This window comes from Bradyrhizobium sp. BR 1433, from assembly GCF_051547665.1.
In the GTDB taxonomy this organism is placed as follows: Bacteria; Pseudomonadota; Alphaproteobacteria; order Rhizobiales; family Xanthobacteraceae; genus Bradyrhizobium; species Bradyrhizobium australafricanum.
On record NZ_JBPUGG010000001.1, the window covers coordinates 5,267,922 to 5,290,084 of the forward strand.

Annotated in this window: 24 protein-coding genes and 1 pseudogene; 20 read left to right on the forward strand and 5 right to left on the reverse strand. The window is 64.5% G+C overall.

Translation table 11 applies throughout. The annotated features are described in order from the left end of the window. Positions 1 to 277: 277 nt before the first annotated feature. From ACSKB9_RS25410 to ACSKB9_RS25425, 4 genes are all read left to right on the forward strand, one after another. Complete coding sequence (locus tag ACSKB9_RS25410) at positions 278 to 769, forward strand: (2Fe-2S)-binding protein (RefSeq protein ID WP_026192016.1); 492 nt, start codon at positions 278 to 280, stop codon at positions 767 to 769. Continuing rightward, on the forward strand, positions 766 to 3,051 hold the full coding sequence (locus ACSKB9_RS25415) for a molybdopterin cofactor-binding domain-containing protein (protein ID WP_438076523.1): 2,286 nt from the start codon (positions 766 to 768) through the stop codon (positions 3,049 to 3,051). Before ACSKB9_RS25410 ends, ACSKB9_RS25415 begins: the two co-directional genes overlap by 4 nt. Positions 3,052 to 3,342: 291 nt before the next feature. Then, positions 3,343 to 4,491: an HD-GYP domain-containing protein gene (locus tag ACSKB9_RS25420; RefSeq protein ID WP_438076525.1), complete on the forward strand. Its 1,149-nt coding sequence runs from the start codon at positions 3,343 to 3,345 to the stop codon at positions 4,489 to 4,491. Between the two features lie 100 nt (positions 4,492 to 4,591). Beyond that, the gene (locus tag ACSKB9_RS25425; RefSeq protein WP_438076527.1) at positions 4,592 to 5,881 is read left to right on the forward strand and encodes a cytochrome P450; all 1,290 of its coding nucleotides are present in this window, start codon (positions 4,592 to 4,594) and stop codon (positions 5,879 to 5,881) included. A gap of 104 nt (positions 5,882 to 5,985) precedes the next feature. On the opposite strand, the gene ACSKB9_RS25430 is transcribed toward ACSKB9_RS25425, so the two are convergent. Further along, complete coding sequence (locus ACSKB9_RS25430) at positions 5,986 to 7,566, reverse strand: AMP-binding protein (RefSeq protein WP_438076529.1); 1,581 nt, start codon at positions 7,564 to 7,566, stop codon at positions 5,986 to 5,988. 208 nt (positions 7,567 to 7,774) lie between these two features. Beyond that, positions 7,775 to 8,194, reverse strand: a complete 420-nt coding sequence (locus tag ACSKB9_RS25435; RefSeq protein ID WP_057015344.1) for a VOC family protein — start codon at positions 8,192 to 8,194, stop codon at positions 7,775 to 7,777. 227 nt (positions 8,195 to 8,421) lie between these two features. Between ACSKB9_RS25435 and ACSKB9_RS25440 the strand changes: the two genes are divergently transcribed. The 13 genes and pseudogenes from ACSKB9_RS25440 (at position 8,422) to ACSKB9_RS25500 (ending at position 17,894) form a co-directional block, all read left to right on the forward strand. Beyond that, positions 8,422 to 9,393, forward strand: a complete 972-nt coding sequence (locus ACSKB9_RS25440; RefSeq protein ID WP_016843619.1) for a Bug family tripartite tricarboxylate transporter substrate binding protein — start codon at positions 8,422 to 8,424, stop codon at positions 9,391 to 9,393. A gap of 171 nt (positions 9,394 to 9,564) precedes the next feature. Then, positions 9,565 to 9,852, forward strand: a complete 288-nt coding sequence (locus ACSKB9_RS25445) for a DUF3551 domain-containing protein (protein ID WP_438076531.1) — start codon at positions 9,565 to 9,567, stop codon at positions 9,850 to 9,852. 130 nt (positions 9,853 to 9,982) lie between these two features. After that, the gene (locus tag ACSKB9_RS25450) at positions 9,983 to 10,438 is read left to right on the forward strand and encodes an ArsR/SmtB family transcription factor (protein WP_438076533.1); all 456 of its coding nucleotides are present in this window, start codon (positions 9,983 to 9,985) and stop codon (positions 10,436 to 10,438) included. Next, positions 10,423 to 10,785 (forward strand): annotated as a pseudogene (locus tag ACSKB9_RS25455) (SRPBCC family protein); the annotation flags it as partial. The gene ACSKB9_RS25450 and the pseudogene ACSKB9_RS25455, both read left to right, overlap by 16 nt. 18 nt (positions 10,786 to 10,803) lie before the next feature. Continuing rightward, a complete protein-coding gene (locus ACSKB9_RS25460; protein ID WP_438076535.1) occupies positions 10,804 to 11,541 on the forward strand; it encodes a DUF899 domain-containing protein in 738 nt (245 codons plus the stop codon). A gap of 144 nt (positions 11,542 to 11,685) precedes the next feature. Beyond that, positions 11,686 to 12,042: a DUF1428 domain-containing protein gene (locus ACSKB9_RS25465; protein ID WP_438076537.1), complete on the forward strand. Its 357-nt coding sequence runs from the start codon at positions 11,686 to 11,688 to the stop codon at positions 12,040 to 12,042. Between the two features lie 128 nt (positions 12,043 to 12,170). Further along, positions 12,171 to 12,788 carry a hypothetical protein gene (locus ACSKB9_RS25470; RefSeq protein WP_057015349.1) on the forward strand — a complete coding sequence of 206 codons (618 nt, stop codon included), beginning with the start codon at positions 12,171 to 12,173 and terminating at the stop codon, positions 12,786 to 12,788. Continuing rightward, positions 12,775 to 13,197: a transcriptional regulator gene (locus ACSKB9_RS25475; protein ID WP_057015410.1), complete on the forward strand. Its 423-nt coding sequence runs from the start codon at positions 12,775 to 12,777 to the stop codon at positions 13,195 to 13,197. The genes ACSKB9_RS25470 and ACSKB9_RS25475 overlap by 14 nt, the downstream gene beginning before the upstream one ends. Before the next feature lie 29 nt (positions 13,198 to 13,226). Next, positions 13,227 to 13,967 (forward strand): di-trans,poly-cis-decaprenylcistransferase, encoded by a 741-nt coding sequence (locus ACSKB9_RS25480; protein ID WP_057015350.1) that lies wholly within the window; start codon positions 13,227 to 13,229, stop codon positions 13,965 to 13,967. A gap of 112 nt (positions 13,968 to 14,079) precedes the next feature. Continuing rightward, the gene (bchE, locus tag ACSKB9_RS25485; protein ID WP_438076539.1) at positions 14,080 to 15,678 is read left to right on the forward strand and encodes a magnesium-protoporphyrin IX monomethyl ester anaerobic oxidative cyclase; all 1,599 of its coding nucleotides are present in this window, start codon (positions 14,080 to 14,082) and stop codon (positions 15,676 to 15,678) included. Positions 15,679 to 15,818: 140 nt separating this feature from the next. Beyond that, entirely contained in the window at positions 15,819 to 16,142 is a 324-nt protein-coding gene (locus ACSKB9_RS25490) for an aminoacyl-tRNA deacylase (protein ID WP_438076541.1), read from the forward strand. Between the two features lie 54 nt (positions 16,143 to 16,196). Next, a complete protein-coding gene (locus ACSKB9_RS25495; RefSeq protein ID WP_225162097.1) occupies positions 16,197 to 16,352 on the forward strand; it encodes a response regulator in 156 nt (51 codons plus the stop codon). Between the two features lie 318 nt (positions 16,353 to 16,670). Continuing rightward, positions 16,671 to 17,894 carry a threonine ammonia-lyase gene (locus ACSKB9_RS25500; protein WP_229190587.1) on the forward strand — a complete coding sequence of 408 codons (1,224 nt, stop codon included), beginning with the start codon at positions 16,671 to 16,673 and terminating at the stop codon, positions 17,892 to 17,894. Positions 17,895 to 18,033: 139 nt separating this feature from the next. On the opposite strand, the gene ACSKB9_RS25505 is transcribed toward ACSKB9_RS25500, so the two are convergent. The 3 genes from ACSKB9_RS25505 to ACSKB9_RS25515 form a co-directional block, all read right to left on the reverse strand. Continuing rightward, positions 18,034 to 18,555: a DUF1697 domain-containing protein gene (locus ACSKB9_RS25505; RefSeq protein WP_438076543.1), complete on the reverse strand. Its 522-nt coding sequence runs from the start codon at positions 18,553 to 18,555 to the stop codon at positions 18,034 to 18,036. 3 nt (positions 18,556 to 18,558) lie between these two features. Then, positions 18,559 to 18,864, reverse strand: a complete 306-nt coding sequence (locus ACSKB9_RS25510; protein ID WP_253638142.1) for a hypothetical protein — start codon at positions 18,862 to 18,864, stop codon at positions 18,559 to 18,561. A 154-nt stretch (positions 18,865 to 19,018) separates the two neighbouring features. Then, positions 19,019 to 19,540 carry a helix-turn-helix transcriptional regulator gene (locus ACSKB9_RS25515; protein WP_438076545.1) on the reverse strand — a complete coding sequence of 174 codons (522 nt, stop codon included), beginning with the start codon at positions 19,538 to 19,540 and terminating at the stop codon, positions 19,019 to 19,021. Here ACSKB9_RS25515 and ACSKB9_RS25520 point away from each other — a divergent pair. From ACSKB9_RS25520 to ACSKB9_RS25530, 3 genes are all read left to right on the forward strand, one after another. Beyond that, entirely contained in the window at positions 19,530 to 20,168 is a 639-nt protein-coding gene (locus ACSKB9_RS25520; protein WP_438076547.1) for a hypothetical protein, read from the forward strand. The two genes, ACSKB9_RS25515 and ACSKB9_RS25520, sit on opposite strands and share 11 nt — an antisense overlap. A gap of 633 nt (positions 20,169 to 20,801) precedes the next feature. Continuing rightward, the gene (locus ACSKB9_RS25525; protein ID WP_438076549.1) at positions 20,802 to 21,581 is read left to right on the forward strand and encodes a hypothetical protein; all 780 of its coding nucleotides are present in this window, start codon (positions 20,802 to 20,804) and stop codon (positions 21,579 to 21,581) included. Then, complete coding sequence (locus ACSKB9_RS25530) at positions 21,557 to 21,937, forward strand: hypothetical protein (RefSeq protein WP_438076551.1); 381 nt, start codon at positions 21,557 to 21,559, stop codon at positions 21,935 to 21,937. Before ACSKB9_RS25525 ends, ACSKB9_RS25530 begins: the two co-directional genes overlap by 25 nt. Positions 21,938 to 22,163: the final 226 nt, after the last annotated feature.

Below are 22,163 nucleotides of genomic sequence, written 5' to 3' on the forward strand. Positions count from 1 at the left end.
CATCGGACGGCGTCGCCGATGCTTGCTGCCGACGCTTTGAGCAAGCGCCTGTCGATTAGACACCAACGCTGGCATTCCAAAAAGCGTCATGCCGTTGCCGCATCGCACAACAGGCATCTTCGGAAATTTATTCTTTTCGAGCAATTCCAAATTGGATTGCCTCCAGCCGGGAACCGGATCATTGTTTCGGCAACTGTCGCTTACCCGGTGGGCGCCGGCCAAGACCCAACAGTGAGTTGCCGCCGTAAGCGGCTTCCTACACCGGAAGGGGAGAGAGATGCCAAATCTCAATATCAACGGACGGAATATGTCCGTCGAGGCGGCCAATGACACGCCGCTGCTTTGGGTCATCCGCGAGCAATTGCAGATGACGGGCACCAAATTCGGTTGCGGCGCCGGTCTGTGCGGCGCCTGCACGGTTCACGTCAACGGCGAAGCGGTGCGGTCCTGCCAGACCTCGGTCGCCGACGCCGTCGGCAAGAAGATCACCACCATCGAAGGCCTCTCCGCCAAGGGCGATCATCCCTTGCAGAAGGCCTGGGTCGCCGAGCAGGTGCCGCAATGCGGCTACTGCCAGTCCGGCCAGATCATGCAGGCGGCGGCGCTGCTGTCGAAGAATACCAACCCGACCAAGGAAGAAGTGGTCGCGCATATGGACGGCAACCTGTGCCGTTGCATGACCTATTCACGAATCCAGAAGGCGATCATGCGCGCTGCGTCCGACATGCGCACCGCATCGGCCACCGGATCCGAGCGGAGGGCCACATGAACAAGCACGTGAAAAACCTCGCGCCAGAGACGACCGATCTCAGCCGCCGTTCCTTCCTGGTCGGCACCGCTGCAACCGGCCTCGTGCTCGGCTACGCCGGGTCCGGCATCGACCAGGCGCTCGCGGCACCCGCGCCCGCCAACTTCGAGCCGAGCGTCTGGTATTCGATCGCGCCCGACGGTCTCGTCACCGTGACCTGCGGCAAGGCCGACATGGGCCAGCACGTCGCCTCGACCATGGCGCAGATCGTGGCCGAAGAGCTCGGCGCGAACTGGAAGGACATGCGGGTTCAACTCGCCTCCAACGATCCGAAGTTCAACGATCCCGTGCTGGGCGCGCAGATCACCGGCGGCAGCTGGTCGACGATGATGAACTTCGACGCGATGAGCCGCGCCGGCGCAGCCGGCCGCATTGCATTGACCGAGGCGGCGGCGGCCTCCATGGGCGTGCCGGCCGGCGAGCTGGTGGTACGTGACTCCAGGATCAGCCATGCGAAGTCGAAGAAGTCGATGTCGTTCGCCGAAGTGGTGAAGAGCGGCAAGGCGACCAAGACCTTCACGGCGGATGATCTGAAGGCGATCAAGCTGAAGACGCCCGACCAGTACACCATGATCGGCGTCTCGGTGCCGCAGCTCGACATCCCGTCGAAGACCAACGGCACGGCCAAGTACGGCATCGACGTGATGGTGCCGGGCATGGTCCACGGCGCGCTGGTCACCCCGCCGGTGCGTTACGGCGCCACCGTGAAGTCGGTCGACGATAGCGCGGCCAAGAAGCTGCCCGGCTTCATCAAGGCCGTCACCCTCGACGACAAGACCACAACCACGACCGGCTGGGTCGTCGCGGTCGCCAACACCTATGCCAACGCCAAGAAGGCGGCGGCGGCGCTGAAGATCAGCTATGACGGCGGTCCGAACGCGAAACTGTCGAGCGAATCGCTGCTCACGGAAGCCAAGCGGCTTCAGGGACTGAGCGATTCCGGCCAGTTCTTCGTCAAGGACGGCGATCCGAACGCGGCCTTCGGCTCGGCGGCCAAGGTGCTGGAGGCGGAATACACCACCAACATCAACATCCATGCGCCGATGGAGCCGATGAACGCCACCGCGGAGTTCAAGGGCGACATCCTGCACATCTATTCCGGCAACCAGTTCGCGACGCGCTCCGGCGCGATTGCGGCCGGCGCCGCCGGGATCGATCCGAAGTTCGTGGTGATGCACCAGATGTGGCTGGGCGGCGGCTTCGGCCGGCGTCTCGACGCCGACATGATGGTGCCCGCGGTGCAGGCGGCGAAGGCCGTCGGCAAGCCGGTCAAGGTCATCTACACGCGCGAAAACGACATGACGATGGATTTCTCGCGTCCGCTGACCTACCAGAAGGTGAAAGCCGGCATGGATGGCGACGGCAAGATCGTCGCGATGAGCCACGACGTGGTCTCGGCCTGGCCGACCGCGCGTTGGGGAATCCCCGATTTCCTGACACCGTCGGTCGACAAGAAGGGTCCGCTCAACTCCTTCACCGTGAACGGAGCGGACTTCTTCTATACCGTGCCCAACCACTATGTGCGGGCGATCAAGAACGAGATGGCGCACAACGCCACCCCGTCGGGTCAGCTCCGTTCGGTGGCGCCGGGCTGGACGTTCTGGGCGGTCGAAAGCATGATCGACGAGATCGCGCATGCGACCGGCAAGGACCCGGCGCAGCTGCGCATCTCGTTGCTCGACGGCAAGGGCAAGAATGACGGCGGCGCGCAGCGTCTCCGCAACACCTTGCTCGCTGCGATGGGTCTTGCCGGCTACGGCACCAAGCAGCTGCCCAAGGGCGAAGGCATGGGGGTCGCCTGCGTGTCGTCGCAGGAGCGCGCCACGGCGAGCTGGACCGCCTGCGTTGCCCATGTCGCGGTCGCCCCGTCGGGCGAGGTGACGGTGAAGAAGCTGACGGTTGCGACCGACGTTGGTACGCAGGTGAATCCCGACGGCATCCGGGCCCAGGTCGAGGGCGCGGCGCTGTGGGGCATGTCGCTGGCGCTGTTCGAGAAGGCGACGTTGAAGGACGGCGGCATCGAGCAGACCAACTTCGACAGCTACACGCCGCTTCGGATGAGCCAGTTGCCGGAAGTCGCGGTCAACGTCATCGCCAATGGCGAGAAGGCGACGGGCGTCGGCGAGCCCGCGGTGACGGTGGTGGCGCCGGCGATCGGCAACGCCGTCTTCAACGCGGTCGGTGCCCGCGTTCGCGGCCTGCCGATCACCGCGGAAGCCGTCAAGGCTGCGATGAAGGCGTAACGGCCTGAACGAACAAGAACGCCGGAGAGTACGAGCTCTCCGGCGTTTTTCTTTGCTTCGCGCGTCGGCCGGGCAGTGACGGCATCAACTTCGACGCCGCAAAAATTCATGATTCGCTGCCGATCTGCGCAACTGCATCGATTTCCGGCCGGCCTGATTTTGCTGGCGGATTCGGCGATCCCTCAAATTGTATCCATTGCGCTTAAGCGCCGTTCAGCATCCCCATTAAGTCGGAGGGAACGCATCGTCAGGTAGCGTCCCGGCGTCGGTCGTTACCGCGACGGGGATTTCATGACAGCCTTAGCCAACAACCAGACTTCGAAGCGCCGCCTCCTGCTGGCGTCAGATCGAAGCGATCAGAGCAACGAGCTCGCCAACATCCTGCGTTCGGTGGGCGAGGTCGATACCGTTCCGACCTCTGACATTCCCGAGCAGCCGGCCCGCGATCTCTCCGGCATCGTCGTCGACATCAACCTGCGCTCGCCCGAAGCCGTGCAACTCGTCCGCGCCAAGCTGCAGGCCGACGCCTATCGCGAGATGCCGCGGTTGTTCGTGCTGGCGGATGCCTTGCATCACGCCTCGATGCAGGCCTGGGCGCTCGGCGCTACCGACACGATCTCGCGGCCGTTCGATGCGCGCGGCATCCTGCAGCGCGTCCGCGCCGCATTCCCCGACAACAGTGGCTATGACGAAACCGATCGCGGCAAGGCGCTCAACCGCGGCGTCGAAGCCGCGCACGGCGTGATGGTCAAGATGTTCGAGCGGATGCGCGCCGGCGAGCCGCTCAAGTTCGAGGACATTGTCGCCGCCGAGAACAAGATCCTCAAGGCGATCAAGCACAACTCGCTGCGCGAGTGGCTGACCACGGTCGGCTGCCATCACCAGGAGACCTATCGCCACTGCCTGTTCGTGACCGGTTTTGCGGTCGCGTTCGCGCAGCACCTCGGCATGCGCGAGGACGACCAGCGCCGGCTCGCCCGCGCCGCGCTGCTGCACGACGTCGGCAAGGCCTTCGTCCCGGTCGCGCTGCTCGACAAGCCCGGCGCCTTGACGGTCGAGGAAATGGCCGAGATGCGCGAGCATCCGCGCCGCGGCTACGAGGCGCTTTCCGCGCAGGGCGGCTTCCCGCCGGAAATGCTCGACGTGATCCTGCATCACCACGAATTCCTCGACGGCACCGGCTATCCCAACGGCCTCAGCGGCAACCAGATCAGCGACATCGTCCGCGTCACCACGATCGTCGACGTCTATGCCGCTTTGGTCGAGAAGCGCGCCTACCGGCTGCAGTTCACCCACGCCAAGGCGTTCTCCATGATGGAGGAGATGGGCGGCAAGCTCGACCAGCAACTGCTGCAGGCGTTCCGCCCGGTGGCGTTCGGGCACTATCCAGTCCTCAACCCCGTCATTGCTACGTCGCTTCGTCGTCGCAATGCCGGCTGAGGCGACGGCTCTAGCCAATCAACGCAAGTCGTGCTCCTTACCTCCGCCTAGATTCCGGTGATCATCGGCAGGACCGATGCTCCGACGGGTGAGGACGATCATGGATACGGCAACGACCGGGGATTTCGACATCCCCGCCGACATCGCGGCAACCCTTGTCGATCCCGTTGCCTATGCGGACGACCGCATCCACGACAGCTATCGTTGGCTGCGCGCCAACAACCCGCTCGGCATCGCGCGGCCCGAGAAGTTCGACCCGTTCTGGGTGGTGACCAAGCACGCGCATATCCAGGCGATCAGCCGGCAGAACGAGCTGTTCCACAACGCCGATCGGCCGACCACCCTGACGACGCAGGCGCTCGAGGAGCGCGTTCGCAAGATCACGGGTGGGCCCAATTTGGTGCGCTCGCTGGTGCAGATGGACGCGCCCGATCACCCGAAATATCGCGCGCTGACGCAAGGCTGGTTCATGCCGGCCAATCTCGGCAAGTTCGAGGCCCGCGTCCGCGAGATCGCGCGAGCCACGGTGCAGCGCATGCTCGCGAGGGGCGGCGCCTGCGACTTCGTCGAGGACGTCGCGCTCGGCTATCCGCTGCACGTCATCATGGAGATCCTCGGCGTGCCCGAGGCGGACGAGCCGCGCATGCTCAAGCTGACCCAGGAGCTGTTCGGGCCGCAGGATCCCGACACCGCGCGCGTCCGCGACGCGCTGAGCGCGGAGCAGGTCTCGGCGATGCTGCAGGCGATCATCGCCGACTTCTCCGCCTACTTCCGCAAGATCACCGAGGATCGCCGCCAGCACCCGCGCGACGATCTCGCCACCGTCATCGCCAATGCGAAGATCGGCGGCGACTACATGCCGGAGCACGACCAGACCAGCTATTACATGATCGTCGCGACCGCGGGCCACGACACCACCTCATCATCGACCGCCGGCGCGATCTGGGCGCTGGCCAGGGACCCTGCGGAATTCGCCAAGGTGAAGGCCAACCCGGAGCTGATCCCGGGCCTGGTCGACGAGTCGATCCGCTGGATGACGCCGGTCAAGCATTTCATGCGCTCGGCCACTGCGGATACCGAGCTCGGCGGCCGCAAGATCGCCAAGGGCGACTGGCTGATGCTGTGCTACGCCTCCGGCAATCGCGACGAGGAGGTGTTCGAGGACCCCGATCGCTTCCGCAGCGATCGCAAGCCCAATCGCCATGTCGCGTTCGGCTATGGCGCGCATCTCTGCCTCGGCCAGTACCTCGCCAAGCTCGAGATGCGCATCCTGTTCGAGGAACTGCTGCCCCACCTGAAGTCGCTGTCGCTCGACGGCGAGGTGAAGATGACCCAAGCCTATTTCGTCAATGGCCCGAAGAAGCTGCCGATCCGGTTCGAGGTGAATTGAAGTCCGTCCGTCATTGCGAGCGAAGCGAAGCAATCTATAGCGCCGCACACGCGGAAACATGGATTGCTTCGTCGCTCCGCTCCTCACAATCACGGAGAAAAACCTTACTCCACCATCTTCCTCAGCTCCGCCTTCGCGACCTTCTCCAGCGTCGAGCGCGGCATCTCCTCGACAAAGCGGATTTCGCGCGGCACCTTGAAGTCGGCGAGGCTTGCGCGACAAGCGGCCATGACGTTGTCGTGGAGGTCGACGGGCAGCTTGGTGACACCGGCCTGCGGGATGATGAAGACGACCGGGACCTCGTCCAGCATCGGATGCTTCTTCGCCACCACGGCGGCTTCGCGTACGCCCGGCACCACCGCGATCACCTGTTCGATCTCGGAGGCCGCGACATTCTCGCCGCCGACCTTCAGCATGTCCTTGGAGCGGTCGCCGAACTTGATGTAGCCGCGCTCCAGCATCGTGACGCGGTCGCCGGTGATGAAGTAGCCGTGCTCGTCAAAACTCTCGCGCGTGGCCGTCTCGTTGTGTAGATATTCGGCGAACAGCGACAGGCCGGGAATGCCCTTGATCAGGAGATTGCCGGTCTCACCGACGCCGGTCGGCGCGCCGTCGTCATTGACGATGCGGATTTCGTATTCGGGGGCGGCGCGGCCGATCGACATCGGCGTGTTGGGCTGATCGACCTCGCCGATGATGCCGTGGGTGATGGTCTCGGTCATGCCCCACCAGCCGATGATCTTGATGCCGAACACCGCGAATGCCGGCGGCTCGTTCACGGCAGTGCCCCAGAGCCGGAATTTGTGCTTCTTCGGCACCTCGTGCTCCAGCAGCGCCTTCATGCAGAACGGGATCGTCGAGGTCCAGGTCGAGCCATGCTCGAGCGCCACCGGCCAGAAGCGGCTCGCCGAGAAGCGCGGCTGGATCACGCAGGTGCCCCCGACCCACAGGCTCGCCAGCATCGAATAGGCCAGCGCGTTGGTGTGAAACAGCGGCAGATAGGTCTGGTGCACGTCAAAGGCGTGCAGATCCTGATGCGCGGCGTTGATCTTGGCGCCCCACAGCGCGTTGGCGTGGGTCCACAGCACCGCCTTCGGCCGCGACGTGGTGCCGGAGGTGTATTGTACACTGCAGGGGGCGAGCGGATCGGTTGGGCGACGTGGCCGGTCGGCGCTGTCGGCAAACAGCGCGTCAAAACTGTCGCCGTGCGCGGGCGGTTGTGCCGGCGCTTGCCCGGCGTCGTGTGAGGTCACCGCGATCCAGCGCAGGCCCTTGCAGTTGGCTGATATCAGCTCGGCATAGGCCGGCTGGGTGATCGCGGCGACCGCGCCGCAATGGCCGGCAAAATATTCGATCTCGGCGGCGGCCGAGCGGGTGTTGGTGGTGACGGCGATGGCGCCGAGCTCGACGCAGGCGAACCACGACATGATCGCTTCGACGCAATTGTCGAGATGGATCAGGACATAGTCGCCCTGCCGGATGCCGCGCTTCGCAAGGCCCGCAGCCAGCGCGCCGACGCGCTCATGGAATTCGCCGTAGCTCCAGCGCCGTGCCGCCGTGTCGAACGGCGCCCAGATCAGGAATGGATGGTCGCGGCGCACTTCGGCGCGCATCCGCAGCAGCCAAGGCACGTCGAGCCCCGCAAACGGTCCCACGACGCCCGGCACTGCTTTTGAATTGCTCATATGTCCTCCCGCGCGGCCTTGCCGGCCGCCATTGATCTTGGTTGGAGCAGTTCTGCCATCGGCGTGCGCCGAGAGCAAATCGGGATTTGCAAAAGGGTTTTGCGCTGAAGCAATCTGTTCCGCCGCACGGAAGAGATCGATTTATTCGCGGCATCCGTCATCGGGCGCGCATTCGCACGCCGCGTCGGCTCGCAAGGACGAACGAAAGCTACGTCGCGTTCTTCTCGTATGACGAGATCTCGATCAGGCTGCCGTCGGGGTCGCGGCAATAGACCGAGCGCAGCGTCCCGCGCGCGCCCTGCTTGGCCACCGGGCCTTCCTCGATTCTGACGCCATTGGCCTTCAGATGTGCGACCACTTCCTCGGGCGTGCTCGAAGTGAGGAAGCAGAGATCGTCGCTGCCGGCCGCCTCGTGATCGGCAGTGAACCAGTCCACCTTGTCGGCATCGCGCGGCCGCACATTGATCTTCTGGTTGCCGAACACCAGCGAGGTGCGCGGTGTCTTGCCCTTGCCCGGGTCGAACACCTTCACCTCCATGCCGAGGATCCTGCTGTACCAGGCAACCGAGCGCACGACATCGGTGACGTTGATCACGAGATGGTCGAGCCCATTCACCTTGACGGACATGATCGATCCTCTTCGGTCCAGAGTGCTTTCGAGCGATGCCTGTCCCGCACTTGATGCGGGATGGTCGCCGGTTCTGGTGCGATCAGAGCCGAAGCTTAGTCTTTCGTCGCGGTCGGCGGCGCACGTGTCGCACTGGTCGCTTCAGGCATTGTTTGTTAAAACCGCGCCGCACGCAACGCAACAGAAACGGGCAGGGCGCCAAACCCTGCTGGATTGGGAGAAACTTCATGATTTCACGCCGTACCGCGCTGGGCCTGATCGGGTCGGGGATTTCGACATTCGCGATCGGCCGCGCTTCCGCTGCCGACTATCCGGCGCGGCCGGTGCGCTGGATCGTGGGTTATCCGCCGGGCGGCGCCACCGACATCATCGCGCGCCTGGTCGGGCAGCGGCTGTCGGAGAGGCTCGGGCAGCAATTCGTGATCGAGAACAAGCCGGGCGCCGGCAACAATATCGGCACCGAGGCGGCGATCAATGCCGAGCCGGACGGCTACACCGTGCTGCTGGTCAATCCGGCCAATTACATCAACGCCTCGCTTTACGCCAATCTGAAGTTCAACTTCGTGCGCGACGTCGCGCCGGTTGCTTCCTTCAATCGCGTGCCGAACGTGATGACCGTCAACAAGGACGTACCGGCCAAGACCGTCGCCGAGTTCATCGAATATGTGAAGGCCAATCCCGGCAAGGTGAACATGGCCTCTTCCGGCAACGGCACCTCGGTGCATCTCTCCGGCGAGATGTTCATGGCGATGACCGGCTGCAAGATGCAGCACGTGCCGTATCGCGGCGCCGCGCCCGCGATCACCGACATGCTCGGCGGCCAGGTGCAGGTGATCTTCGACAACATGCCCTCGATCATCCAGCACATCCGCTCCGGCGCGCTGCGCGCGCTGGCCGTGACGTCAACGGAGCGATCCTCGCAACTGCCCGATGTTCCGTCGGTTGCCGAAACCGTAAAGGGCTACGAGGCGAGCGCGCTGTTCGGCATGGGCGCGCCGAAGAACATGCCGAAGGAAGTTATCGCCAAGCTCAACACCGAGATCAACGCCGTGCTCGCCGAACCCGACATGAAGAAGCGTCTGGTCGAGCTCGGCGGCGATCCGCTGATCCAGACGCCGGAAGCCTTCGGCAACGACATCAAGGCCGAAACCGACAAGTGGAAGAAGGTGGTCGAGTTCGCCGGCCTCAAGGTCGAGTAGGCTTCGCAAGAGGCGCGATGCTGGATCGCGCGGGACAAATGTGGCCCGCGTGGTACGGCCGGTCCCTGGCCGAAGCCGAATTCGTCAGCCTTGACGCGGAATAAAACGACGTTCAGGAACCTTATCAAAGATGCCGCACCTGGCTAACTGCGGCGTCCGAGGAGCCGGATCATGCGCGCATCGGGATTGGCAATGCTTGTTCTGGGAACGATGACGCTCGCAGGCGCGGCGAGTATCACGCCCGCTTCCGCCGATCCCTATGACTACCCATGGTGCGCGCAGGGCCCGAGCCTGGGCTATCCCGGCGAATGCGCTTACCGGACCTACCAGCAATGCCTCGCGAGCGTGTCCGGCCGCTATCTCTATTGCGGCGAGAATCCGCGCTTCCTGTTCAGCGAACCGCCGCCGCCACCACCGCGCCGCTATCAGCGTCGGCACCGGACCGTTTATCCCGACTAGCGTTGCGGCATCACCGCAAGGCAGTCTGTCGCCACTGTTCCTGACGTTCGTCCCTCGCGTCGGGTCCATGCTGACGCGATCGTGAAGCCGCGCACTTGACGTCACGCCGTTTGCGCCTATACTAAACCACATGGTTAAGTATCAGGATGAGACGCTGGACCGCACCTTTGCGGCGCTTTCCGATCCCACCCGTCGCGCGCTGCTGGCGCGGCTCGGCGACCAGGAAAGCCTGTCGGTGAGCGAGCTGGCGCAGCCATTCGCGATGTCGCTGCCGGCGATCATGAAGCATCTCGACGTGCTCACCGATGCGGGTCTCGTCGCGCGCGAAAAGACCGGCCGCACGGTGGCGTGCCGGCTCACCGCACGGCCGATGGAGCAGGCGATGAACTGGCTCAATCGCTATGCGCAATTCTGGTCCAACAACCTCGACCGCCTTGCCGCCTTTGTGGAGGAAGAACCATGGCAAACCAATCCGCAGTCGCCGCCGACGCCGGCCTCGCCGCGCGCCCAAGCCTCACCCTCACGCGGCGCCTCCGCGCACGGCCGGAAAAAGTCTACGCCGCGTGGACCGAGCCGGAAAATCTAGCGCAGTGGTTCGGACCGGGTGGGGTCAAGCCGGCCACGACGCGTGCGGAGCTCGATGTCCGCGTCGGCGGACGCTATCGCATCGGATTCATCGGCACCAACGGCGAATATCACGAGGTCGGCGGCGTCTATCGTGAGGTGGTGCCGAACGAGAAGCTGGTGTTCAGCTGGGCCTGGCATTCGACGCCCGAACGCGAATCCGAGGTGACGATATCGATCAAGCCCGATGCCGGCGGTACGTTGCTCACCTTCCATCACGCGCAGTTCGTCGATGAGACCGCCCGCGACAACCACCAGCGCGGCTGGACCGCATTCCTCGGCAATCTGGAAAGCTTCGTCGACGCCTGACCTGCAAAGGAGCATCCCATGCAACAGCACATGATCGTCTCGCGCGAAGAATGGATCGCAGCCCGCAAGGCGTTGATGGCCGGTGAGAAGGAACTGACCCAGGCCCGCGAAGCGCTCAGCCGGCAGCGCCGCGAACTGCCCTGGGTCAAGGTCGACAAGGACTATGTGTTCGACGGGCCGGGCGGCAAAATGACGCTCGGCGATCTCTTCAAGGGCAGGCCGCAACTCGTGGTGCAGCATGTGATGTTCGCGCCGGAGTGGGACGCGGCGTGCAAGAACTGCTCGTTCTGGGCCGACGGTTTCGAGCGCATGGTTCCGCATCTCGCCGCGCGCGACACCACGATGATCGCGATCTCGCGGGCGCCGCTCATCAAGCTCGACGCATTCAAGGCGCGGATGGGCTGGACCTTCGACTGGGTCTCCTCGGGAGAGAGCGACTTCAACTACGATTACGGCGTGTCGTTCACGCAAGCGCAGATCGATGCAGGGGACGCGAAATACAATTATGGAACGACGCCGCTCGATGGTCCCGAACTGCCCGGCATCAGCGTGTTCTTCCGCGACGAGACAGGAAGCGTGTTCCACACCTACTCGACCTTCGCGCGCGGCCTCGACATGATGAATGCCGCCTATCACTATCTCGACCTGACGCCGCTCGGCCGCCACGAGGAAGGATTGCCCTATCCGATGGACTGGGTGCGGCTACGTGACCAGTATCAACCGGCGCCGGTTCAGGCATCCTGCTGTCACTCCTGATCGTCATTGCGAGGGGCTCGCGACAAAATTGCAGAGCAATTTTGCGTGGAAGCGACGAAGCAATCCATCTTCAGCGTTTGGAGAGATGGATTGCTTCGCTGGCGCTCGCAATGACAGGGAGCCCAAACAGCAGGAAACCGCCCAATGCCTTACGTCGATGGATTCATCGTCGCCGTGCCGAAGAAGAAACTCAAAGCCTATGCGCAACTCTCGAAGAAGGCCGGCAAGGTCTGGCGCGAGTATGGCGCACTGGATTATCGCGAATGGGTCGCCGACGACGTCAAGCCAGGCAAGCTGACCTCATTTCCGCAGAGCGTGAAACTGAGGGCCGGCGAAACCGTCGTGTTCGCCTGGATTACCTACAAGTCGCGCGCCCAGCGCGACCGGATCAACGCCAAGGTGATGGCCGATCCGCGCCTGGCATCGATGAGCATGGGTGACGTGCCGTTCGACGGCAAGCGGATGATCTATGGCGGCTTCGCCAGTCTGGTGAAGGTCTGACGCGGCACGGTTTCGCCGCAATCCGCGCAGTAACCAGCTGTTAAACATCACGCTCGGCAAGCCGCGCGATGCCGCTTGCGTTTACTTGGTGACCCCGTATACTTTGCAATACAAAGTTCGGGCGAATCATGCGTGACCTCGACAAGGCGTTGGCCGATATCCTCGCGATCCGCAGCCAGATTGCGGCCGGAACGGCATTCCGCGGCTACGGTCCGGCGACCGTCGCCGCCACCAGCGGCATCGCGCTGGTCACGGCGCTTGCGCAATATCTTTGGCTCGCCGATCCCACCGCTCATCCGATCGCGTTCCTCGCAGGCTGGGCGGCGGCCGCGTTGGTCTCCGCCGTGCTGATCTGGATCGAGATGCAGGCGCGCTCGCGGCGGCATCATTCCGGCCTTGCGGACGCGATGGTCCAGCAGGCGATCGAGCAGTTCGTTCCCGCGGCGATCGCCGGCGTGCTGCTCGCGATCCTGCAATGGAAGTTCGCGCCCGAGACGCTGTGGATGCTGCCCGGCCTGTGGCAGGTGCTGGTCAGCCTCGGCGTGTTCGCCTCGGTCCGCCTGCTGCCGCGCACGATCGCGCTCGGCGGCGCCTGGTATTTCCTGTCGGGCTTCACGGTGCTGCTGATTGCAAGCCAGAGCCACGCGCTGTCGCCCTGGACCATGGGACTGCCATTCGCGATCGGCCAGTTGCTGCTCGCAGCGCTGCTCTATTTCGCTTCCGGAGGCCATGATGCCGAAGACTGACCTGACCACCGCACCATTCGCCTATGATGGCCTCGATCGCGTCATCCACGAGAAGGCGCGGCTCGGCCTGCTGACCTCGCTGATGGCGCATCCGAAGGGGCTCGCCTTTGCCGATCTCAAGCAGCTCTGCGGCCTGACCGACGGCAACCTCAGCCGGCACCTCCAGGTGCTGCAGGAGGCCGGTCTCGTCGACGTCATCAAGGGCTATGAAGGCAATCGTCCGCACACCACCTGCCGCCTGACCAAGAGCGGTCGTCGCCGCTTCCTCGACTATCTCGCCGTGCTCGAGCAGCTGGTGCGTGACGCGGCCAAGGCCGCCGGCACGGCCGAGAGGGCCGCCGGCACGGCAGAAAAGGCCGCCGGCAAGGACGACCGCGCAGCTGGCCGCCTCGGTATCCAGCCGGTTTGAACCATCTCATTTTGTCCGGAGACTTTGTGATGCAAAGTAACGTCGCGCTCAAGCCGGAAGCCGCCTTCAGGCTCCATGTCGGCATCATCATGGATGGCAATGGCCGCTGGGCAACGCGGCGCGGCCTGTCACGGCTGCGCGGACACGAGGCCGGCGTCGAGGCGATCCGCCGCATAGTCGAGGCCGCGCCGGACCAGGGCGTCGGCACGCTGACGCTCTACGCCTTCTCAAGCGATAATTGGCGCCGTCCGAAGGCCGAGGTCGCGGCACTGATGGGGCTGCTGCGCTTCTATCTCGCCAACGAGATCGCTGCGCTCGTGCGCAACGGCGTTCGCCTCACCGTGATCGGCCGCCGCGACCGGCTGCCCGACGGCATCGCCGCCGCGATCACGCGCGCCGAGGCCGAGACCGCCGGCGGCACCACGCTGCATCTGCGCATCGCGATCGATTATTCGGCGCGCGACGCCATCCTGAACGCCGCCGCGCGCGCGGCCGGCGCCGGCGAGCTCAGCCGCGAGACGTTCTCCGATCTCATTACCGGCGAGGCCGGGCTGCGCGACGTCGACCTGATCATCCGCACCTCGGGCGAGAAGCGGCTGTCGGACTTCCTGCTCTGGGAGGGCGCTTATGCCGAGCTGCATTTCACCGAGCGGATGTGGCCCGAATTCGATGCCGACGATCTCGCCGACGCACTCGGCTCCTTCCATCGCCGCGAGCGCCGCTTCGGCGGACTGACCGCGATCGCGCCGGCGGAGGTGCCGAACCTCTAACGCGTCAAGCCGCGCCAACTGCTCTCTTCCTAAAGCCCGGCCGGGGGTTGGGCTCTCTCTCACAAGATGCGGGGACGAACGATCACGCCAACCAAAGCGGGAGCGATCATCCATGCGCATTCTTCTCATCAACGTGCCGCACCCGGCGATCGGCAGCCGGATCCCCGACGACCATCTGCCGCCACTTGGCCTGTTGTCGATCGGCGGCCCCCTGATCGATGACGGCCACGACGTCGATCTTATCGATGCCGAGTTCGGGCCGATGCCGGTCCAAGCCATCGTGGCGGGGGCATCGAGATTTGCACCGGATGCGGTGCTGTTCGGCCATTCCGGCTCGACGTCGGGCCATCCGGTCATCGCCGAGGTGGCGCAGGCGATCGTCAAGGCCGTGCCCGGTGTGCGGATCGTCTATGGCGGCGTGTTTCCGACCTATCACTGGCGCGACATCCTGCGCGAGGAGCGCTACGTCACCGCGATCGTGCGCGGCGAGGGCGAAGAGACGGGGCGGCGTCTGATGCGGGCGCTGGAGGCCGGCGAGGATCTCCGCATCATCAACGGCATCGCATTTCGCGACGATTACGGGCCGCGCGTGATGCCGCCTGCGCCTGTCATCAGTGATCTCGATGCCTATCGCGTCGGCTGGGAATTGATCGATCACGCGCGCTACAGCTATTGGGGCGGCCTGTGCGCCGTCGTCGTGCAGTTCTCGCGCGGCTGTCCGCATCTGTGCAATTACTGCGGCCAGCGCGGCTTCTGGACGCGGTGGCGGCACCGCGATCCCGTGCGCTTTGCGAAGGAGCTGGCGCGGCTCCATCGCGAGCACGGCGTCAAGGTGATCAATTTCGCCGACGAGAATCCGACCGTCTCGAAGAAGGCGTGGCGGGCCTTTCTCGAGGCCCTGATCGCGGAGGATGTCGATCTGATCCTGGTCGGCTCGACCCGCGCCGACGACATCGTGCGCGACGCCGATATCCTGCATCTCTACAAGAAAGCGGGGTGGCAGCGCTTCCTGCTCGGCATGGAGAACACCGACGAGAAGACGCTGGAGCTGATCCGCAAGGGCGCGACCACCACGATCGATCGCGAAGCCATCCGTTTGATGCGCCAGCACGGCATCCTGTCGATGGCGACCTGGGTGGTCGGCTTCGAGGAAGAGACCGATCGCGATCATTGGCGTGGTCTCAGGCAGCTGTTGTCCGATGATCCCGACCAGATCCAGATGCTCTACGTCACGCCGCATCGCTGGACGCCGTATTTCCGTCTCGCGGCGGAGCGGCGCGTCATCCAGACCAATCGCAGGCTCTGGGACTACAAGCATCAGGTGCTGGCGACCCGGCACATGCCGCCATGGCGCGTGCTGCTCTGGTTCAAGTTCACCGAGATGGTGCTGCAGTGCCGCCCGAAGGCGCTGCTTCGCGTGCTGCTTCACCGCGACGCCGGACTTCGTCACGCGATGCGCTGGTACACGCAGATGGGCCGCCGGGTCTGGCCGCACGAAATCCTCGGCTTCCTGCGCGACAAGAGGTTGAAGAACGGGCCCACCGTGCAGGAATTTTGGGGCGCGCCGCAGGATATGGAGGAGGAATTCGATGTCGTCGCACCGGCCCGAGCGCCGCGTCGGCACATCACGCGCGGCGTAAGTCGATACCGTCTTGTCGGGTTCTGGATATCTGGCGCTGATGACTGGACGCCTCAGTCATCAGCGCGATAATTTCCAGGTCGGCTGCGCAGAACAAAAAGAACCGTGGCGGTCGAGGCGTCGAGTTGAGCATACAGGTTGCGATCTTAAAAATATTGGCCAGTCACGTCCGCGGCAAAGCCACAATCAATTCACTCAAGCACGATCTCGCCGTGCTCTCATCGAGCGGCGACGATTGGCATGCGCGGATCAAACGTCTGGCGTCGCGGGTCCCCGAACTCGACATCTTTAGCCATGGCTATGTGCTCCGTGACGTCGAAGGCTGGGAGATCACATCGGCCGGTCGCGAGTTCCTGCGTGCACTGGAAGCGGCCACGCAAGACAATCTGCCGTCCGCGCCATCGGCGGATACCGTAATCCGCGCCGAGGGCAGGCTGATCGTGGTCGGTCACCGCTTCAAAAGCCGGGTGCGGCCACCGCGTGATCCCGAACAGAGCACATTGGCGCGCCGCCGGCCGATCCGCGAGCCGCATTGAACCTCACTGCGCTGCCCGCGACCTACCTTCGGGACGTGGCTCCGGAGGTCGCAAATGACTGCTTTGGCTCAATCGATCGCACGCGCGTTTCCGGCCAATTCGCTTCGGAGCAGCATCGCCCGGCATGTCCTGCTGCTTGCCTCCGCGGTCCTGTTCGTCGCGGCGCTCAGGGCAAGCTACGGCCTCGATCTCAGCGCTGGTCTCTTCTAGCCGCGCGACAAATTATCCGGCCTCAAGTCATATTGGGTTAACCGGACCGAGGTAGCCGGGCGCACGCTTTCCTTGCATCTCTAACCCGGGCCGGTCTTCCATGGATAAGCCGATGCGCTGCCAGTGCGGCAGGACGCGAACCATTGTGCTCGACAAGCATTTCCGCACCGCGCTGGTATGCCCGAAATGTGATGAGGTTCAACTGACCGGTCCGGCGAGGCCGGAGGAACGGGTGTTGACCGCACGCTAAAGCGCGGTCGTGTTCGGCGCCGAAACCCGCTAGGTTCCGTCTGACGAAACGGACCAAAGCGAAACCCGATGCCGCAGCCTTCCGACACCGCCGCCATCACCCTTGCCGACATACGCCGTGCCGCGGATGTGATCCGGGATGCGGTCATGGTCACGGCCTGCAACGAGAGCCGCACGCTGGGCGAGATCTGCGGCTGCCGCCTGTTCCTCAAATTCGAGAACCTGCAGTTCACCGCGACGTTCAAGGAGCGCGGCGCGCTGAATCGCCTGCAGGCGCTGTCGCCAGAGGAGCGCAAGCGCGGCGTGATCGCGATGTCTGCCGGCAATCACGCCCAGGGCGTGGCCTATCACGCCAAGCGGCTCGGCATCCCCGCTACCATCGTGATGCCGATCGGGACGCCGATGGTGAAGATCGAGAACACTAGGCGGCACGGCGCCGAGGTCATCATCACCGGGCAGACGCTGGAAGAATGCTTCGCGTTCGTTGGCTCGCATGCTGCGCAGAAGGGCCTGATCCTGATCCATCCCTATGACGATCCGCTGATCATTGCAGGGCAAGGCACGATCGGACTTGAAATGCTCGCGACGGTGCCGGAGCTCGATATCCTGGTGGTACCGATCGGCGGCGGCGGGCTGATCTCGGGCATCGCCACGGCCGCGAAGGCACTGAAGCCGTCGATCCAGGTCGTCGGCGTGCAGGCCCAGCTCTATCCGTCAATGTACAATGCGGTCAAAGGCGAGCAGCTGCCGATGCGCGGCGACACCCTCGCCGAGGGCATTGCGGTCAAGGCGCCCGGGCAGATCACCACGAAGATCGTGCGCGAGCTCGTTGACGACATCATCCTGGTCAGCGAGGACCAGATCGAGCGCGCGGTCGCGACCCTGATCTCGATCGAAAAGACGGTGGTCGAAGGCGCCGGCGCCGCCGGTCTCGCGGCGGTGCTCGCAGCTCCCGAGCGCTTTGCGGGCAGCTCAGTCGGCCTGGTGCTGACCGGCGGCAATATCGACACCAGGCTGATTGCCTCGGTCCTGACCCGCGAGCTCGCGCGCGAGGGACGACTGACGCAACTGGCGCTCGACATCGTCGACCGGCCCGGACAGCTCGCGGCGGTGTCGATCCTGCTTGCCGATGCCGGCGCCAATATCATCGAGGTCTCGCATCAGCGCACCTTCTCCGATCTTCCGGCGAAGGCGACGCTGCTCGAGCTCGTGATCGAAACCCGCGACCGCGCCCATCTGGAGGAGGTGCTGGCAAGGCTCAGCGCCGAAGGATTTGCGGTGCGGGAGAGTTAGCTGTCAGACTGCTTGACCGTCATCCTGAGGCGCGAGCGGAGCGAGCCTCGAAGGATGAATTGGCCACCAGCCGGGCCGTGCATCCTTCGAGATGCGCGCAAGTGCGCGCTCCTCAGGATGACGGATTTCAATGGGCGAACTAACCCTCGTTGTCCCCCGCCGCCAGCTCGGCGAGCTTCGCGATGGTGTTGATGTTGCGCGCGGTGCCCTTGGCGGCGGCGAGGATCTTCAGCTTCGAGCGGCCCATGCCGCTGCCATAGGCGACATAGATCTCGCGCTTGCCGAGCCGCACCTCTTCGTCCTGCTGGCCCTTGATGTCCTTCAAGGCATCCTTCGGCGGCGGCTCGTCGAGGAAGATCGCGACAGTATAGTTCGGCGGCGCTTTCGGAAACGGATTGGCCCTCAGCACCGCGGCGATCTCGTCCGCGCTCCGGACGACGACGCCGACCGGCTTGCCGGCATAGGCCTGCAGCCGCCGCTCCAGCGCGGCCTTGACCTTGGCCGCGCCGAGCTTCGAGGAGAACACGACATTGCCGCTGGCGATATAGGTCTGCGCGTCGGCAAATCCCTCATCGACGCACATTGCCTTCAACTCGGTCATCGGCAGCTTGCCGGTGCCGCCGACATTGACCGCGCGCAGCAGGGCGACGTAACGCGGCATCGACTAGCCGTCGGTTTTCTTCTTCGCAGGCTTCTTGGCCGGCGGCGGCTCTTCCATCGCCTTCTTCATGGCGCGCGCATAGGCGTCGGCGGCGTTCTCGGCCGAATTCTGCAACCGCTTGGCGGTCGCGGTTGCGTTCAGCATCGTGCTCTTGGCCAGGAAGCGGAAGCGCGCCTTGGTCTCCTTGTCCTTGGCCTTGGCGGCGCGCGTGACCCAGACGGCCTGGCGTTTCTTGGCAGCCGCCATCACGGCCTTGGTCTGCGCTTTTGCGGTTTGCCGGATGACGGCGTCGAGGTCGGCTTCGGCCATTCAGTTGCACTCATTGACTGGACATGCGCCGGGGCGGGCGCACGGAGGGAGGGGAGCTACCCCTAGCGTAACCGGTGCCGTTTGAACATGCGATCGTTTTGCGAATTCCCGGAGGATCGCATCGACCCCTGCACCGAGGCTTGCGCGGCGTGCGCTAGTCTCCTGACGACCCCGGCGGCACCTTCGCGCCGGCGAGCAGTCTGGCCAGCTCCACCTGCCGGCCCAGTCCGGTCTTGGCCAGCACCGCCTTGAGCTGGTTGCGCACCGTTTCGCGGGAGATGCCGAATGCGCCGGCGATTGCCTCGACGGTGCGTCCCTCGCCAATGCCGCGCGCAACGCGCGCCTCCGCCGGCGTCAGGTCGAACAGACCCTGCAGCACTTCCGCGGTCGGCACCTCGGCCGGCACCACCGGCGTCACGATCACGATCGCCGCCGCGCGGTCGAACAGGTCACGTGCCGCGCCGTGGATCGGGACCAGATGCACGATCAGCGGCGGCCGATCCTCCTGCGCCGCGATCGGCACCGAGCGCACCTCCACGCCAATCAGTCCCTGATCAAGCGCGGCCAAGGCCTGGGCGAACAGCGTGTCGGCAGTGGTCGCCGCCAGCGTCAGGCGCTCGCCGCGATCCTGCATCACGTCGGGCACGAGGCGGTCGAACAGCGTGTTGGCCGCCATCAGGCGGCCGCCGCGCCGCAGCACTGCCGCGGGCAGGCCGAGCATCGCCAGCGATTCGGTCGCCGCCCTGGCGCGCTCCATCCCGAGCCGTGCCGACAGCAGCGCGGCACGCGCCAGATGCGGCCGCAGCGCGTTCGAGCTGCTCGATTGCTTCCCGCTCGATCGGCCCGTGCTGGTACTCGCGCTCGACGCTGTAAATCAGCACATCGCCGCTCGGGACCGGGATCGCAGTACCGGCGCCCCACCCGAGCCCGCGCGGGCGGAAGAATTCGCGGATCTGGAAATCCTGCTGCACCTCCTCGGGCGTATCGAACACGTCGATGTCGCGCAGGAAGCCGGCATGGTTGGCCGCGAGCAGGCGCGGCAATCGCCCGTTGCGCTCGTGCCAGCCGCCCTCGACATAGGCCACCGTGTCGTCGTGCATGTCGGGCGACGCGACCCAGCGGACGTCGTGTGGGGCCGCCGTCAGCAGCACGATACCGCGCGCACGCGCGATCGCACCGACCTGATGCAGGACATTCGGCCACAATTCGGGGATGACCGCGGCCTCATAGGCCAGTTCAATCAGATGCTCGTGCAGGTCGTTCGCCATCGGTCATCCCAAAAACCGTTGTTGCCCAATAGATAAACCCGGCGACCCCGGAAATATTGCGTAAAGCAATTCAGCCCGAGCCACGAGTCCGGGTTATTCCGGTGCGCGTTCACGCGCATCAGGAGGGAATTACGACGTTTTCGCCGCTCTTCTTCGCGATTTTCGCGCGGGCGCCTGGAGCCTCGCTCGCTCGGCTGCGACCCGGCGCGCGGCCGCCGGCGCCCGGACGACGCATTCCAAGGCCGATGCCAGGTCGGCGGGGCAGGCCCAAGACTTGATAGAGACTCGATAGAGACTTGATGAAGACCCGATAATCAGGGCCCGACGATCATCGCCGCGTGTGGCAAAATCGAAGCTGCGTGACAGGTGGAAATATTCGGAAGTATCCCGAAACCCGATTGGCGTGACTGGCGCTGCGCCAGCCCCGCCGGCGTCACACATTTGCAACGCTGCACGCGATCGTTCGAGCATGAACATCCTTTAATTTGTATCCGGGCAATCCGTGGCGCCAGCTAGGGCATGATCCGGAAAAGTGCGAAGCGGTTTTCCGAAAAGGATCATGCCTAAGGGGCGGCCTTAAGCGCGATGACGATTCAAACCGGGTCTCATCGCGCTTGGAGCGGCCACCTCTGACATTCATGCGGGCCATCGTCGGCTCGGGGAGGGCCGATGATCAGCCGCAGAGCGCTTTCCGGATTGTTGATGACGCTGGTCGGCCCCTCGTCGCGGGCTGGCAACGACAGGCTGGCGCTGGGCCATTGCCAGGGATCATGCGCGAATGTCGACTTGCCGACCCTTGGCTACGATCAGTTCTGCCGGTCGTTGTTCGATATCGCGGCAAGCGGAAGGCTGCATGCGGTGGCAACCGGTTCGGAGATCCGCGGAGAGATGCGATCCCTGTTCCGGGCGCGGCGGCTTTATCGGCCGTCGCACGACGAGATCCGGGTTCACTGGCGCGCGCCCGCGGATGGTTTCTCGGTCGTGAAGGTCGAGTTCGATCTGGAATGCGGTGTGCCGGTGCGCGGATGTCTTGGAATTCCCGACGGAGAATTCAAGGGATTGATCCTGCTCGGCCACGGCATGGCGAGCACGCCGGAGCGCTGCTTCGACGATGCCGACAAGGACTACATGAACGCGCTCGGCAAACGGCTATGTGGGGACGGCTACGTCGTCTGGTGTCCTTACATCATCCAGATCGGAAATCAGGAGAGCCAGAACAACATCGCCGCGATGCTGGCATCCCACGGTGTCTCCGCGCACAACGTGTCATGCGCATCGCTTGACGCCGGCGAAATCGTTTGCAGGAAGCTCACCGGCGCGTCGGGTTTGAATGTCGGCGTCTACGGGGTGTCCTGGGCGCCTTTCTCGCGCTGCATCTGGAAGCCGCGACGGGGCAGATGCGGCCGACTGTCGTGTCCGGATATATGCGCGACGAGAAGAAGTTCCTGATGTCATCCGTGATCACCAGGAATCTCGGCGTCGAACTTGCGGCTTACATTCATTTCAGCAACGGCCGCGCCAAGTACGCCGGCGCGGAGCTGGCGTACTTGCTCTGCCCGTGTCCGCTGTTCGTCGAGATCGGGAGCCGTGACGGTGCAAACGCGCTGGAACTTGGGCGGGATGAAAAGTTTTCTCAAATGCAGTCGATCTACGCATCGTCAGGCCATCCGCATTTGATCGACATGGACATCTTCGACGGTGTGCACGAGGTCAGCGGCAAGCGCGCGCGGCCGTGGCTATCCGAACATCTGGCGTCGCCAGCCTATCAAGACACCTCTCGCTTGAAGAACGCCATCGCGTTGTGAGCGCAGTCTGACCTCGAGGGTACCGAGGGTGCTCTCGTGTGGATCACGTTGCGGGAGCTTTCGGCGCCGGCGGCATGCACTGAGCCGGTCCGTGCGGCCGCAATGGCTGTGTCATGGTGGCATTGCAGCGCTCTTGAAAGCTGGCTGTCGTCGGGATCGGCGCAACGATCGCGGCCGAGTTACAGCATTGTCGGATTGGCCGCGTTATGATCTGCTGCAACGCACC